The sequence below is a fragment of the Dactylosporangium sp. NPDC051485 genome (assembly GCF_040682015.1).
GTDB lineage: Bacteria > Actinomycetota > Actinomycetes > Mycobacteriales > Micromonosporaceae > Dactylosporangium.
In genome coordinates this window covers 103425-116042 of the sequence record NZ_JBFAZW010000015.1, presented here as the reverse complement: position 1 = coordinate 116042, position 12618 = coordinate 103425, and the positions used below count along the sequence as shown (strand labels likewise).

The window sequence follows — 12618 nt, the reverse complement described above, 5'->3', positions numbered from 1 at the left end:
CGGCGCGCGTCGTTCACGCTCGATCCTGCCGGCCACCGGGCGGGGGTACGGGCGGGCTACGGCAGCGCGGCGGCCATCCGGGCGACCGCCGGCCGCGCCTCCAGGTGCAGGCGGGCCACGTTGATGCCGTCGTCGCCGAGGACCGCGAGCAGGGCGCGCTCGCCGACCGCGTACACGGTGAAGTAGCCGCCCTCGCTGCGCAGGGTGGCGTCGCGGAAGGGGCTCTGGCTCAGCACCAGCGCGGTCTGGCGGCCCAGGCCGAACGTGGTCGCGGCCAGGGCGGCCAGGTCGTGCGGCTCCAGCGTCGCGGGCAGGTCGTGGGTGATGAGGAGGCCGTCGACCCCGCCCACGGCCGACCCGCGCACGCCCGGGACGCGCAGGCGCAGGTCGGCCAGCTCCGCGCGGACCGCGGCCAGCGCCGCCGCCATCGGGTCGATCCTGGTGCCGAACGACGCGGCCTGCACCCCCGACGGGTCCTGCTCCGCCCGCCCCTCGCGCCGCGGCAGGCCGCCGGCGTGCGTCGCGGCGTCGAAGAAGGTCACAGTTGCAGGCCCTCCTCGATGCCGCGCAGCTGGTGGCGGGCCAGCGCCAGGTTGGCGCGGGCCTTCGCCAGGGCCAGGTACAGGAACAGGCCGTGGCCGCCGGCCGACGACAGCGGGCGGATGATGTGGTACTGGTTGTTGAGCGTGATCAGGATGTCCTCGACCGCGTCGGGCAGGCCCAGCATCTCGATCGTGCGCAGCTTGGCCCGCACCACGTCGGTGTTGCCGGCCGCCGCGACCGTGATGTCGAAGTCCGGCCCGCCGCCGACGGTGCCGAGGGTCATGCCGCTGGTGTAGTCGACGAGCGCGACCGCGATGGCCCCGTCGATGGTCATCGCGCTCTTCAACGCGACGTCGAGATTGCTGCTCAAGCCTGCCTCCGCGGGGTGCACCGATCGTAGGGGGCCGAGCCTTCCACAGCCCGATCTGCACCGGCAGCCACCTGCGCAGGTTTGAGACATCCGGCTCATCGCAGCATGTCCTACCGCACGATGTTGCGATGACCAGGCGTGCACACTCCCTGTGCTCAAGGTGACCCGCACCTGCCGGAACGCGGCACGCGCCGGTCAGGCGACGGCGGCCAGGTGGACGGCGGCGACGGCGACCAGGCCCGCGCCGAAGACGGTGATGCCGGACGCGGCGACGATCGGCGCCACGCGGGCGGCCAGGCCCAGGAGCCTGCGCGAGCGGGCACCGCGGGTGACGACGGCGCTACCGGCGACGGCCATCACGCCCACGCCGAAGAGCACGACGGCCATGCCGAGGCCGAACGTGAGCACCAGCAGCAGCGCGAACCCGGCCCGGCCGAGAAAGAGCCCGGTGGCGAAGACGAGAAACGCCGACGGGGACGGGGTCAGCCCTCCCGACATCCCGAGCAGCAACAGCCCGGGCCGCCGCCCGTCCCCGTGCACATGCCCGTGGTGATGACCGTGCGGGTGCCCGTGGTCGTGGCCGTGACCCTCTTGCGCGCCGTGCGCGTGATCGCGTCCCTCCTCCTCGCCGTGCGCGTGGCCATGTCCTGTCTCCGCGCCGTGCGCGTGGTCATGGCCTGCCTCCGCACTGTGCGCGTGGGTGTGGGCCGCGGCGTGGGCATGGGCGTGGGCCGGCCCGTGCGAGTGCGAGTGGCCGTGGTGATGGTGGCCGTGCGCGTGGCCCCGCAGGTGCCGCCGGAGCATCCACAGCCCGGTGGCGAGGACGAGCAGCCCGGCCGCCACCTGCAGCCAGCTCGTCAGCTCCTCCATCCGGATCAGGTCGGACAGCGACAGGAACGTCCAGGCGACCCCGATCACGAGCACCGACAGCGTGTGCATCGCGGCCACCGAGCCACCGAGCCAGGCCGCGTCGCGGACGCGCCCCTTGGACCCGGCCAGGTACGCGGCGGCCAGGCTCTTGCCGTGCCCCGGCGTCACGGCGTGCCACGCCCCGGCGAGGAACGCCAGCGCGAAGGCGAGGACCGGGACGCCAGGGGCGTGCAGCAGGTCCTGCAGCCGATCGGAGAGCGAGCCGGCGTTCACGGCGCCGCCCGCCGCCCGCGGCCCGGCCGTGCGGGACGCGCCGCCCGGCGATTGCGTGATTCCAAGGCCGGCGCCCCCGTCGTGTGCAGCTGTGCCGATCGCGCAACAGTGTGCCCGGGCGCCGGTGAGCGCCCGACAACGGTGACGTGAACAATCGCCGCCGCGGGGGTGCGATTCCCGTCACCCCCCTGATACCCCCGAACCGGATTGACCGGAGGGGTGCCTCCAGTATTGTGGAGGCATGCCTCAAGTTGCCCCCAGGTCCTCCTACCGCCTGACGTTCGGGGTCCTCGCGGCCTCGACCGCGGCATTCTCCATGCTGCAGTCGCTGGTCAGCCCGGTGCTGCCGGTCATCCAGCGCGACCTGCACACCGGGGCCGGCACGGTGACGTGGGTGCTGACCGCCTGGCTGCTCGCCGCGTCGGTCGCCACCCCGCTCATGGGGCGCGTCGGTGACATGATCGGCAAGGAGCGCACCCTGCTGGCCGCGCTCGCGGCGATCGCCGCCGGGTGCCTGCTGGCGGCGCTCGCGCCCAACATCGCGGTACTCATCGTGGCCCGGGTCGTGCAAGGCCTCGGCGGGGCACTGTTCCCGCTGTCGTTCGGCATCATCCGCGACGAGTTCCCGCCCGGCCGGGTCGTCTCCGCGGTCGGGGCGATGTCGGCGGTCATCGCGCTGGGCGGCGGCGCCGGCATCGTGCTCGCCGGCCCGGTCGTGTCGGCGCTGAACTGGCGCTGGCTGTTCTGGATCCCCCTGGCCGTGGTCACCGTGACCGGCCTGCTGGCCTGGCGGTTCGTGCCGCCGTCGCCGGTACGCTCGGCCGGGCGGGTCAACTGGCTCGCCGCCGCGCTGCTGTCCGGATGGCTCGTCGCGCTCCTGCTGCCGCTGAGCAAGGGCAACACGTGGGGCTGGGGCGCACCACTCACGGTCGGGTTGCTGGCGCTGGCCGTGGTACTGGCGGCGGCCTGGATCACGGTCGAGGTGCGCGCCGGCAACCCCCTCATCGACATGCGCATGATGCGCCTGCCCGCCGTGTGGACCACCAACATCGTCGCGCTGCTCTTCGGCGCCGGGATGTTCGGCGCCTACGCCTTCCTGCCCCAGTTCATGCAGATCCCCTCCTCCACCGGCTACGGCTTCGGCGCCTCCGTCGGCGAGACCGGCCTGCTCATGGTCCCGATGCTGGCCACGATGGCGGTCACCGGCATGCTCAGCGGCCCGATCGCGAGCTGGTTCCCGAGCCGCGCCCAGGTCGTCGTCGGCTCGCTGCTCATCACGGTGGCCAGCGTCGCGTTCGCCTTCGCCCACGAGCACCCGTGGCAGGTCGCCACCGCCGCCGCGGTCTTCGGCGTCGGCGTCGGCCTGGCCTACGCGGCCATGACGAGCCTCATCGTGCACTCGGTGCCGATGGCCCAGACCGGCGCGGCGAGCGGCATGAACGCCAACATCCGCACCATCGGCGCCTCCATCGGCACGGCGATCGTCAGCTCCGTCGTCACCGGCGACCTGCGCCCCGACGGCCTGCCGACGGAGTCCGCGTTCACCGCCGCCTTCGTGGCCCTGGCCGCGGCCGGCGCCCTCAGCGTGGCGTTCGCCCTGCTGATCCCCCGCCGTCGCCACGAGACCCCGGCGACCTCCCCGGCCGTACCCGCACCGGAGCCGGCCGCGGCCCGCTGATCCCACCGGCCTGCGCCACGACGAGCACCGCCGGCAGGTTGCCCCCTGCCGGCGGCCGGTCTCTGCCGGGGCCCGACCTTCTCGGACGTACCGCCCGTCAGTGATCAGCTGCCTCCGCGACGGCGGCCGCGAGGATCGCGGCGAACCTGCGCCGGCCGCGGGACGTGGTCGAGGCCGCCGCGAAATCCGGTGGGACGGGCATCCGGGTGCGGCCTACGATGCCGCGATGGATGCCGCACTCACCGTTCGCCCGGCCCGGGCCGGGGACGCCGCACAGATGGCACAGGTCCATGTGCGGTGCTGGCAGGAGACGTATCGGGGGCTCATGCCGGACGCGGTGCTCGACGATCCGGGCTTCCCCGCCGCCCGGGAGCGATTCTGGACCGTCGTGCTGACCGACGAGCGATACCGCGACAACCGGGCGGCCGTCGCCGAGCGCGACGGCGAGGTGATCGGGATCGCCATGTCGGGCCCGCCCCTGGAGGCCGCGGCGGCGCCGGCGAGGCAGCTGCACGTGCTCTACGTGCGCGCGGCCGACCATGGCACGGGCGCCGGGCGGACGCTGCTGGAGGCCGTCATCGACCCCGCCCAGCCGGCGGCGCTGTGGGTCACCGATCCCAACCCTCGCGCGCAGGCCTTCTACCGCAAGCACGGCTTCGTTGCCGACGGCACGACCCAGGTCGACGACGGCGTGCGGGAGATCCGCATGGTCCGCGACGCGCGGCACCCTCGGTAGCCCAGCCCAGCGCCGGACTCCCACCAGGCGGTACCGGTCCAGCGCTTTTCTCGGTAAAACCTATGTGTAATATAGCTTTTATGTCGACCGGCACATCCGATCCCGGCATCGCGCTCATCCGGGTTGAGGGCGTTGCGTGGGACGAACCGTCTGCGGTGGCGCTGCGCGACGCCATGACCGCGGAGATGCGGCTGCGCTACGCCGACCGGTTCGCGACCCGGGTGGCGGTCGAGGCGGCCACCGTCGCCTACACCTCGGTGGCGTACACGACCGAGGGGCTCCCGGTCGGCCACGCGGCCCTGCGGTGGCACGGGGCCGACCTGGAGCTCAAGCGCATGTACGTCGCCCAGTCGCACCGCGGCCAGGGGGTCGCGGTCGCCCTGCTGGCCGACGTCGAGCGGGCCGCCGCCGACCTCGGCGCGCCGCGCATCATCCTGCAGACCGGGGACCGCCAGCCGGACGCGGTGCGGCTGTACGAGAAGTCGGGCTACACCAGGATCCCGATTTACCCGCCGTACGAGGCGATGACCTTCTCCAACTGCTTCGAAAAGCTCCTGTAACGGGCGTCGATCAGGAGACGATGGTCGGTCAAAGCCTCGCCCGAGCCTTGCCGATCCGTTCAAGCCCTACCTGATCCAACGCGTCAACGAGGTCCGAAAGCGAGCGGCGCCGCGCAGCACCCAAGGCACCGAACCCGCCCGGACCGGCCGATTGGCGGACGGACGTCGTCAAGCGTCACCTCAGCGATCAGAGGCTGTCGCGCCGCGTCCTGCTCCACGTTGGCTTCGCCGGTGAGAACAGGCCCCGTTTGTCGGTGAGCTCGGGTCCCACCCAGCCACCGGCAGGACCGTGCGTTCGTCAATGCAGGACCCGGCCATGATGCCGACCGCCCCAGGGTGGTTCCTCGATGTCGTTGGCTTCCATCAGTGGTGCAGCATGATTGCCACGCCGGCGATCATCAGACCCACGCCGACCACGCCGCCGACCAGACCCACGAGGGCGGTCAGGCGGTGCGGCCAATGACGGGAGGCGCGCCAGGCCGCAACGCCCAAGGCCGCACCGGCCAGGCCGGTTGCCGGAGCCCAATTCCAGCCCGGAAACAGTGGAAGCCAGGCCCAGCCGCCGACCATGGAAAGCGCCGGCAGCAGCCACGGCTGAAGGTCCACCACGCCGGACTGGGGTGGCGGCAGATCCGCGACGAGCCGGGCCAGGTCCGCCTCAGTCCGTGACGCGTAGGCGAGGGAGGCTCGATCCTCGAACTCGGCAAACTCGAGGCGGCCTTCCGCGGCAGCCGCGCCGAGCCGCGCGACGACGGCCTCACGTTCGGCATCCGACACCCGGGTGACGCTCATCAATGCACGGTAGCAGCAGTCCCGTTCGGTCGGGTCGGTCGGCGCTGGTTTGGCCTGCGGCTTGTCGGCCAGTTTGGGGACCACCTCGTTCGGGTGTTTTTCAATGTTCGTGAGTTTCGGACCCGACCTACCGAGGGTTCCTCGCCGAACTGCTCATGGCCGAATGCGACGACCGCGCCCGACGCCGCTGCGAACGCCGGATCAAAGCCGCTGCGTTCCCGCGCGACAAGAGCCTGCGCGCGTTCGACTTCGACGCCAACGGCAACGTCGACCCCGCCACCATCCACACCCTCGCTACCTGCGACTGGGTCAAGAAAGGCATGCCGCTCTGCCTGATCGGCGACTCCGGCACCGGCAAATCCCACCTGCTCATCGCGCTGGGCACCGAAGCCGCCATGGCCGGCTACCGGGTCCGCTACGTCCTGGCGACCAAGCTCGTCAACGAGCTCGTCGAAGCCGCCGACGACAAGATGCTCGCCAAGACCATCGCCCGCTACGGCCGCGTCGACCTGCTCTGCATCGGAGACTTCACCGCCCTCACACCCCTACCCGACTGGATCGGCGCAGGCCCCGTCCCGCACACCCACTGGACGCTGCAAGCCATCCTCGCCCTCGCCGACACCACCCACCACGTCCGCTGGGACGGCGACACGCGCCACCTGCCCGCTGTCGCCGGCATTCCAGCCTCGGCTACCTCAGCCCCGCCGCCTTCGAGAACAGCACCAGCGTCCGGCCGTTGACCGCCCTCAGGGTAGCTTGAGGATCAACACATCGACCCTGTCTGTCGAATCGGGTCAAGCCCAGTTTTGTTCTACGCTTGACGATGGCGGGTCCGGGCTGTGACTTGTCCGAAGAGGCGGCTGTCGGGATTGGGCCGTCCGCGCTGGATTGCAGAGTCGCTCCCGAGTGTCCTCCCGGGCCCGTCGCATCGGTTCGGGCGCGTTTGGCGTCCTGGACCATCCGCTTGTAGACCACGTCGGAGAGGTGCCGTTTGAGCGCCCCCAGCGCCTCCATGGTGGTCTTGCCTTCGGTCAGGCGGCGCCGGTAGTAGACGCGGCCGGGGGTGTCGCGGCGGAGTTGGACGACGGCCATGATGTGCAGGACGCGATTGATGCGTCGGTCGCCGGCTCGGGAGAGCCGGTGGCGTTGCTGGTCACCGGATGACGCCTCGATGGGGGGCGGTGCCGTTCCAGGACGCGAAGTGCGCGGCGCTGCGGAACCGGTCGATGGAGCCGATGTCACCGATGAGCCGGGCGGCCCCGGACGGGCCGATGCCGTGCAGTTCGGTCAGCGTGCTGCCGGCCGCGGTCACGAGCTCGCGTAGGTGCTTGTCCGCAGCCCGGATCTTCTCATCGATGACGGTCAGGTCGTCGATGAGCTCGCGGGCCAGCTGGTGGCGGGTCTGGGCCGCGACGCCGATCGGCGCCGGCGCGGTGCGCAGCAGGTAGCTGGCCTGGCCGCGAGTGAGGAACTTCTTCGCCCCACCGGGGATCAGCTCGAGCAGCAGGTGGTGGATGCGGCTGACGGTCTCGGTCCGGATCCGGCCGAGCTCGTCGCGGCGGTCGACGAGCAGGCGGATGGCGACGGTGGCGTCATCCGCCACCACGGGACGCAGGTTCGGGCGGCGCAGCCCGGCGACAGCCACGCTGTGCGCGTCGACCGGGTCGGTCTTGCGGCCCTGTCCGGTGTCGAACACCCGCACCCGGGCGGAGAGCTTCGCCGGCATGTCGAGGACGGTTTCACCGTCGGCGACCAGCCGCTGGGCGATGTGCCGGCCGATCCCGTTGCAGCCCTCCATCGCCCACACCCGGTCCGGGAACTGTCGGCCGGCCGCGAGCATCGCCTGGTAGCCGTCGGTGTCCGTGCCGTACCGGCCCTGGGCGAGTACCAGCTCGCGTTCGTCGATGACTTCGATCGTGGCCGACCGCTTGTGCGGATCCATCCCGATCACTACACGGCCCATCTGTTGCGTCTCCTCACTCGTACACAGTGGACGTTGTGGGGAGGGCAACGCTACTTTGAGCTGGGCATACCCCTCTTGAGCCACTCCCACGGCGGTGACCGGCGGGCGCACGCCAGATGAGAGTCACACCCAAAGTGCCGTGGACAGCCGCTAGAGAGAGCAACCCGCCGGCCACCTCGACTCAGCCTGGCCGGGCTGAGGTCGTAGATCCAATTAAATAAGTAGCCGCGCTGCGCCTGCTGGCCAGCTGGACCGCCGCCCACGCCCCGGCGGATCCGTGAGCAGCCCTTCCCGCCGACGGTCTCGGGCCTGAACGCGGCGCCGCGCCCGGGGACGGACGCGGCGCCGGTTCACGGGTGCTCACGCCATGGGCACGAAGGCCATGGCGTCGTAGGCGACGTCGGCGCCGGCCGGTGCGCCGTCGTTGCTCAGCAGGACCCGGGCCCCGCGGCCCAGGACGTAGGTGCCGAGGTTGACCCAGTGGTCGGAGCCGAGCGCGCCGTCGGCCTCGGGCCCCTGGTCGATGACGGGGCTGTTGTACAGGGCCTTGTTGTTGGCGACCTTCTGGATGTTGTAGACCGCGGAGGCCCAGGTGCCGCCGTGGCTGGGCTGGTGGGCCCAGATGGTGTAGGTCTTGCTCTGGCCGGGCAGGAGCGGCAGCTCCGGTTCCCAGGCCCCGACGACCTTGTGCTTGGCCAGGGCGCTGCCGGACGCGCCGTGGGTGAACCACATGTGCCCGAGGTACCCGGCGCCGAGCTGGTGCAGGTCGATGTCGGCGTACGGTGCCCCGTCCTGCCCCGCCGGCGACCCGCCGCGCAGCAGGAACTTGCCGCCCAACGTGTTCGTGGGGATGGCGCAGCCGAGGTTGTACTGGCCGGTGTCCCGCAGCCTGTAGACCATGTTGATCTGCACGTTCGGGTCGCGGCCGGTGACCGCGGTGGCGTCGAACGGTGTGCAGCCGGTGGGGTAGGTCCGCACCACGCCCGGCTCCGAGCCGGACCCGGGCAGGTACTGCAGGTTCTCCGTCGTGCACCGGCCCGCGGTACAGTCGGCGAAGTCCATGTGCCCGTGCCACCAGCATGAGCTGTTGACCGCCGGGCAGCCGTTGTTCGCCTGGGAGCAGCCGAACTGCGTGTCGCAGAAGTCGTACAGGCCGGGCAGGGTCACGCCGTAGTGCGGGACCAGGTTGCGGAAGAAGATGTTCGGGTTGGAGCCGAAGGCCGGGTACTTGTAGGCCTGGCTGAACTGGCCGCCCTTGTTCTGCGGCGTCTCGACCCACCCCATGATCCGCTCGGGGTAGCTCCAGCGGTTCGGCGTCTCCGCGTCGGCCAGGGTGTCGCGCAGGAAGCCGTCGCGGCCGGCGCTGTAGTCCGGGTTGGCCGGGTTGTTCAGCCAGCCCAGGCCGAAGTGGCCGCCGCTGTCGGGTAGGTTGCGCTGGTCGTACGTGTGCAGTCCGCTGTTGTACGCCCAAAGCGCGAGGAACCAGTTCTCGATGTAGTCGGCGTTGTCGTTGTTCAGCGTGTCCTTGTACGGGTCGGGCTCGGCGTGCAGCTGGTTCCACTTGCTGACCAGGATGTTCACGCTCGCCGCGATGTTGGCCTCGTAGTCCACGGCCACGGCCACCTGCTGCGGGTGGGTGAACCGGTCGAGGGGGTTGTCGTTGCTGGACATGCCGGTGGTGACCTGGCCGATGCCGTAGCCGCAGTCGGCCTTGTCGTAGTCGATGGTGTTGATGTCGTACGTGCCGTAGTAGCTGGCGATCAGCGGGTTGCCGGTGTCGCCCGGCACCGCGTGCCAGGACGCCTGGCTGAGGTTCGTCTCCTGGGCCAGGATCGCCAGCTCCAGGTTGGCCGGCACCCGCCCGGCGCCGGACACGCTGCCGTCGCCGCGGCGCGCCGAGTCGAGCGGGAACATGCCCTGCGGGCTGTACGCCGGCTGGCCGGACTTCAGGTAGTTCGCCGGGCGGCTCGCGGTGAGAGTGCCGTGCACCGCGTTGTCCACGGCCCACTCGACCTGGTTCGGGCTGGGTTGTAGCGGCTGGACCGTCGGGTCGTTGCGCCGGATCATGCAGGGCGAGGCCGTTGCGGCGGCCAGGCTGGCGCCCGGCCGCTCGGCCTTGCCCGGCGCGAACGCCGCGAGGTCGACGTCGAGCGTCGCGGCGGCGGCGGTGTCGACCTGGGCGGTCGAGTCCACGTGCCCCGCGACCGCGCGGACCTTGAACTGGACCTGCCCGGCGGCCCCGGGGTCGACGGCCGTGAGCGGCTGGGCGGCGGCGGCCGCCGCCTGGCTCGTCAGCGCCTCCTGCACGATCAGGTGGCCCTCGCCGGACACCGTGTCCACCTGCTGGTCCTCGGCGAGGGTGGTCAGGTCCGACGGCAGGCCCGCGGCCTTGCGGACCTGGCCGACCAGCACGTTGCGGCCGCCGCGCAGGCCGAACAGCTGCACCCGGTTGCGGGGACCGGTCGCGGTGGTGGTGAACCTGCCGCCGCCGAAGCGCTGGGCGACCGCCGTCTCGCCGTCGGCCGACACCACGTCGATGCCGCCGCCCGCCGTGGCGCGCACCGCGAACGGCCGGCCCTGCGGACGGCCGAGCGCGCTCACCGAGCCGCTCGCGGCGACCTTGACCAGCTGCCCGGCCACGATGCCGTAGTCGCCGTCGGGTGCCGCCGCTGGCGTGGTGAGCTGGGCGGCGACGTGCCGGGTGCCGCTCACCTTGCCGGCCGCGGCGTCCACGGTCAGCAGGTCGGTGCTGCGCCCGGCCTGGGTGTCGGCGCCGACCGCCCGAGTCAGCAGGGCCCGGTCGCCGGGGCCGCAGGCCGGGTTGAAGTAGGAGAACTGCACCCCGGCGGCGACCGCCGTGGCCTTGCCGGTGGTGGTGTCGACGACGGCGGCGAGGGCGCCGGCCATCATGAGCTTCGGATCGTTGGACGCCTTCACGGGGGCGAACACGACCACGGCGTACCGGCCGGACCCGGTCACGCAGACCGAGCCGCCCCACGGCCCGACGTCGATGTCCGTCGACTTCAGCGTGGCGAGGGTCTGCCAGCCGAATGCGTCCTTCTCCCGGGCAATGTACAGGTGGTAGCCGTCGGCGTCACCGGCCCCGGTGACGACGACGTCGGACGAGGACCGCCACCTGCCGCCGAGCGCGTGGTCGGGATCGGCGATTGCACCCTGGCCGGCGTGGGGCACGGTCGGTTCGGCCTGCGCCCGGCCGGGCAGGAACCCGACGGCCAGGGCCGCGGCCACCGATACGGCGAGGAGGCGCCGCACCGCGGACTGACTGCGCATCGCGATCACCGCCAGCCCGTGCACTGGGACGTGAAGGAGTTGGTGTCGCCCGGATCGGCGACGACCGTCGTGCTCCGGCAGAGCTTCACCGAGTGACCGGCCGAGTTCCACATGTGCGTCTCCAGGGCCCCGTTGGTGGTCACGCCCGATTCGAGAATCTGCTCGGTGCCCCCGTACTCCGGAATGGCGAACAGCGTGCCGTAGATGTCCCCGTCGGGCTCCTGTACTTCACCCCAGAAGGCGTGGCAGCCCGGGCTGTACATGAGCTGGATGGCGATGCCAGTACCGACCACATAGTCGTCCCAGACCAGTTGGTTGGTCGCGCAATCGGTGCCGCTCAACGCCACGTTGTCGCAGGTTGCCTCGAAGCAGTGCGACGGTGTGGCCAGCGCCGGGGCGGCGGGGCCGACCAGGCCGGCCGCCGCGGCCAGGCCGACGACGGCAGCCCAGATCACCAAGCGTCTTCTCACGTGCCCTCCGTAAAAGCTGGGGACGGCCGGGCCCCGAGCACCGGCCGCCACCCATCCTCAGCATTAACATGCATCAATGAAATTGATTCACGGATTCTGATAAAGTTCGGTCCGCCAGCAACCGATCCGGGAGGGCGAATGGCGGTACGCAAGGGACTGATGCTCGCGGCACTGACCGTGGGCACATTGGCGGCGGGCTGCAGCCCGGCGGCGAAACCCGACCCGACCCCCACGACCAATGCGCCGGCCACCCGCGGCTCGACGGGCACGGCCCCGGCCGGCGACGCCGGCGCCTCGGCCGGCCCGGCGGACGGCCTTCCGCACGGCGAGGGCCCCATCCCCGGCATCGCGGCCGACGCGGTCGCCAAGGCATGGTCCGAGCGCTGGCACGCCACGCCGACCCCGTACGAGCAGCTGGGCGCGCACATGACCAGGCTGACGGTCGACTTCCCGGTCGTGCACGGCAAGCTGTACATGGTCGTCGGCCGGCCGAGCGCCGAGACCACCGCCGTGAACATGATCTACTGCGAGGTCAGCGACACCTCACTGGGCATGAATGGGTACATCACCATGACCCGCAAGGCCGCCGAGCAGGTCGTCGCTGGCTGCGCCGCGCCGGCGTTGCAGGACGACGAGCCGAAGCGGGTCACCGACTTCCTGGCCGGCCACGCCCAGCCCGACACGACGCCTTCGTGCGCCCCCGCCCTCAACGGCGCCTGCCCCCGCACGTCGGACCACCAGACCGACCTCGAGCGCTTCCAGCTCGTGGTCCGCACCGGGCCCGAGCACGTCAGCATGTGGCTAGTCGGCCACAAACCCTGAGCGGCGTCGCGCTGCCGATCACGGCGACAATCTCACCGGCGGCCACGCTTGAATCGCCGACCGCTGCCATCCGGGCCGGTCTCGCCTCGAGTACGTGGAACGCCCGTGTGGTCGTCCATCGTTACGAGCACGTCATTGGTGCACCGATCGTCGCTTGTTCCTACAACGGCGGCCTCGGCGCCGGCGGTCGCGGCTTCTGGGCGAGCTGTGGCCGCGCCTCGCCGATAGCCCGGGGTACGACACTTTCGGG

General features: G+C 71.6%; 12 protein-coding genes and 1 pseudogene. 5 read left to right on the top strand and 8 right to left on the bottom strand.

The genetic code is table 11. The features are described from left to right. Positions 1-56 precede the first annotated feature (56 nt). From AB0M46_RS11445 to AB0M46_RS11435, 3 genes are all read right to left on the bottom strand, one after another. Positions 57-542, bottom strand: a complete 486-nt coding sequence (locus tag AB0M46_RS11445) for a roadblock/LC7 domain-containing protein (protein WP_363334895.1) — start codon at positions 540-542, stop codon at positions 57-59. Continuing rightward, a complete protein-coding gene (locus AB0M46_RS11440) occupies positions 539-877 on the bottom strand; it encodes a hypothetical protein (RefSeq protein WP_363334940.1) in 339 nt (112 codons plus the stop codon). Before AB0M46_RS11440 ends, AB0M46_RS11445 begins: the two co-directional genes overlap by 4 nt. Before the next feature lie 231 nt (positions 878-1108). Beyond that, entirely contained in the window at positions 1109-2056 is a 948-nt protein-coding gene (locus tag AB0M46_RS11435; protein WP_363334893.1) for a cobalt transporter, read from the bottom strand. 241 nt (positions 2057-2297) lie between these two features. Between AB0M46_RS11435 and AB0M46_RS11430 the strand changes: the two genes are divergently transcribed. From AB0M46_RS11430 to AB0M46_RS11420, 3 genes are all read left to right on the top strand, one after another. Next, entirely contained in the window at positions 2298-3734 is a 1437-nt protein-coding gene (locus AB0M46_RS11430) for an MFS transporter (RefSeq protein WP_363334892.1), read from the top strand. 226 nt (positions 3735-3960) lie between these two features. Continuing rightward, positions 3961-4470 (top strand): GNAT family N-acetyltransferase, encoded by a 510-nt coding sequence (locus AB0M46_RS11425; protein WP_363334890.1) that lies wholly within the window; start codon positions 3961-3963, stop codon positions 4468-4470. 80 nt (positions 4471-4550) lie between these two features. Then, positions 4551-5030: a GNAT family N-acetyltransferase gene (locus AB0M46_RS11420; protein ID WP_363334888.1), complete on the top strand. Its 480-nt coding sequence runs from the start codon at positions 4551-4553 to the stop codon at positions 5028-5030. 363 nt (positions 5031-5393) lie between these two features. Here the strand turns inward: AB0M46_RS11420 and AB0M46_RS11415 are convergent, their stop codons facing one another. Further along, entirely contained in the window at positions 5394-5822 is a 429-nt protein-coding gene (locus tag AB0M46_RS11415; protein ID WP_363334886.1) for a DUF1707 domain-containing protein, read from the bottom strand. A gap of 137 nt (positions 5823-5959) precedes the next feature. Here AB0M46_RS11415 and AB0M46_RS11410 point away from each other — a divergent pair. Beyond that, positions 5960-6562: pseudogene (locus AB0M46_RS11410) on the top strand (ATP-binding protein); the annotation flags it as partial. Here the strand turns inward: AB0M46_RS11410 and AB0M46_RS11405 are convergent. From AB0M46_RS11405 to AB0M46_RS11390, 4 genes are all read right to left on the bottom strand, one after another. Continuing rightward, positions 6513-7064, bottom strand: coding sequence for a transposase (locus AB0M46_RS11405; RefSeq protein ID WP_363334884.1), 552 nt, complete (start codon positions 7062-7064; stop codon positions 6513-6515). The pseudogene AB0M46_RS11410 and the gene AB0M46_RS11405 overlap by 50 nt on opposite strands. Next, positions 6976-7785, bottom strand: a complete 810-nt coding sequence (locus tag AB0M46_RS11400) for a transposase (protein WP_363334882.1) — start codon at positions 7783-7785, stop codon at positions 6976-6978. The genes AB0M46_RS11405 and AB0M46_RS11400 overlap by 89 nt, the downstream gene beginning before the upstream one ends. A 360-nt stretch (positions 7786-8145) precedes the next feature. After that, positions 8146-11076 (bottom strand): hypothetical protein, encoded by a 2931-nt coding sequence (locus AB0M46_RS11395; protein WP_363334880.1) that lies wholly within the window; start codon positions 11074-11076, stop codon positions 8146-8148. A gap of 5 nt (positions 11077-11081) precedes the next feature. Next, positions 11082-11546 carry a hypothetical protein gene (locus tag AB0M46_RS11390; RefSeq protein WP_363334879.1) on the bottom strand — a complete coding sequence of 155 codons (465 nt, stop codon included), beginning with the start codon at positions 11544-11546 and terminating at the stop codon, positions 11082-11084. A 138-nt stretch (positions 11547-11684) separates the two neighbouring features. On the opposite strand from AB0M46_RS11390, the gene AB0M46_RS11385 reads away from it, so the two are divergent. Next, positions 11685-12368, top strand: a complete 684-nt coding sequence (locus AB0M46_RS11385) for a hypothetical protein (protein WP_363334877.1) — start codon at positions 11685-11687, stop codon at positions 12366-12368. The last annotated feature ends 250 nt before the right edge of the window (positions 12369-12618 follow it).

Bases quoted from the DNA above. Each gene is read 5' to 3' on its own strand.
- AB0M46_RS11440 (WP_363334940.1), bottom strand. From the start codon at position 877: ATGACCATCGACGGGGCCATCGCGGTCGCGCTCGTCGACTACACCAGC.
- AB0M46_RS11430 (WP_363334892.1), top strand. From the start codon at position 2,298: ATGCCTCAAGTTGCCCCCAGGTCCTCCTACCGCCTGACGTTCGGGGTC.
- AB0M46_RS11425 (WP_363334890.1), top strand. From the start codon at position 3,961: ATGGATGCCGCACTCACCGTTCGCCCGGCCCGGGCCGGGGACGCCGCA.
- AB0M46_RS11420 (WP_363334888.1), top strand. From the start codon at position 4,551: ATGTCGACCGGCACATCCGATCCCGGCATCGCGCTCATCCGGGTTGAG.
- AB0M46_RS11415 (WP_363334886.1), bottom strand. From the start codon at position 5,822: ATGAGCGTCACCCGGGTGTCGGATGCCGAACGTGAGGCCGTCGTCGCG.
- AB0M46_RS11400 (WP_363334882.1), bottom strand. From the start codon at position 7,785: ATGGGCCGTGTAGTGATCGGGATGGATCCGCACAAGCGGTCGGCCACG.
- AB0M46_RS11395 (WP_363334880.1), bottom strand. From the start codon at position 11,076: ATGCGCAGTCAGTCCGCGGTGCGGCGCCTCCTCGCCGTATCGGTGGCC.
- AB0M46_RS11385 (WP_363334877.1), top strand. From the start codon at position 11,685: ATGGCGGTACGCAAGGGACTGATGCTCGCGGCACTGACCGTGGGCACA.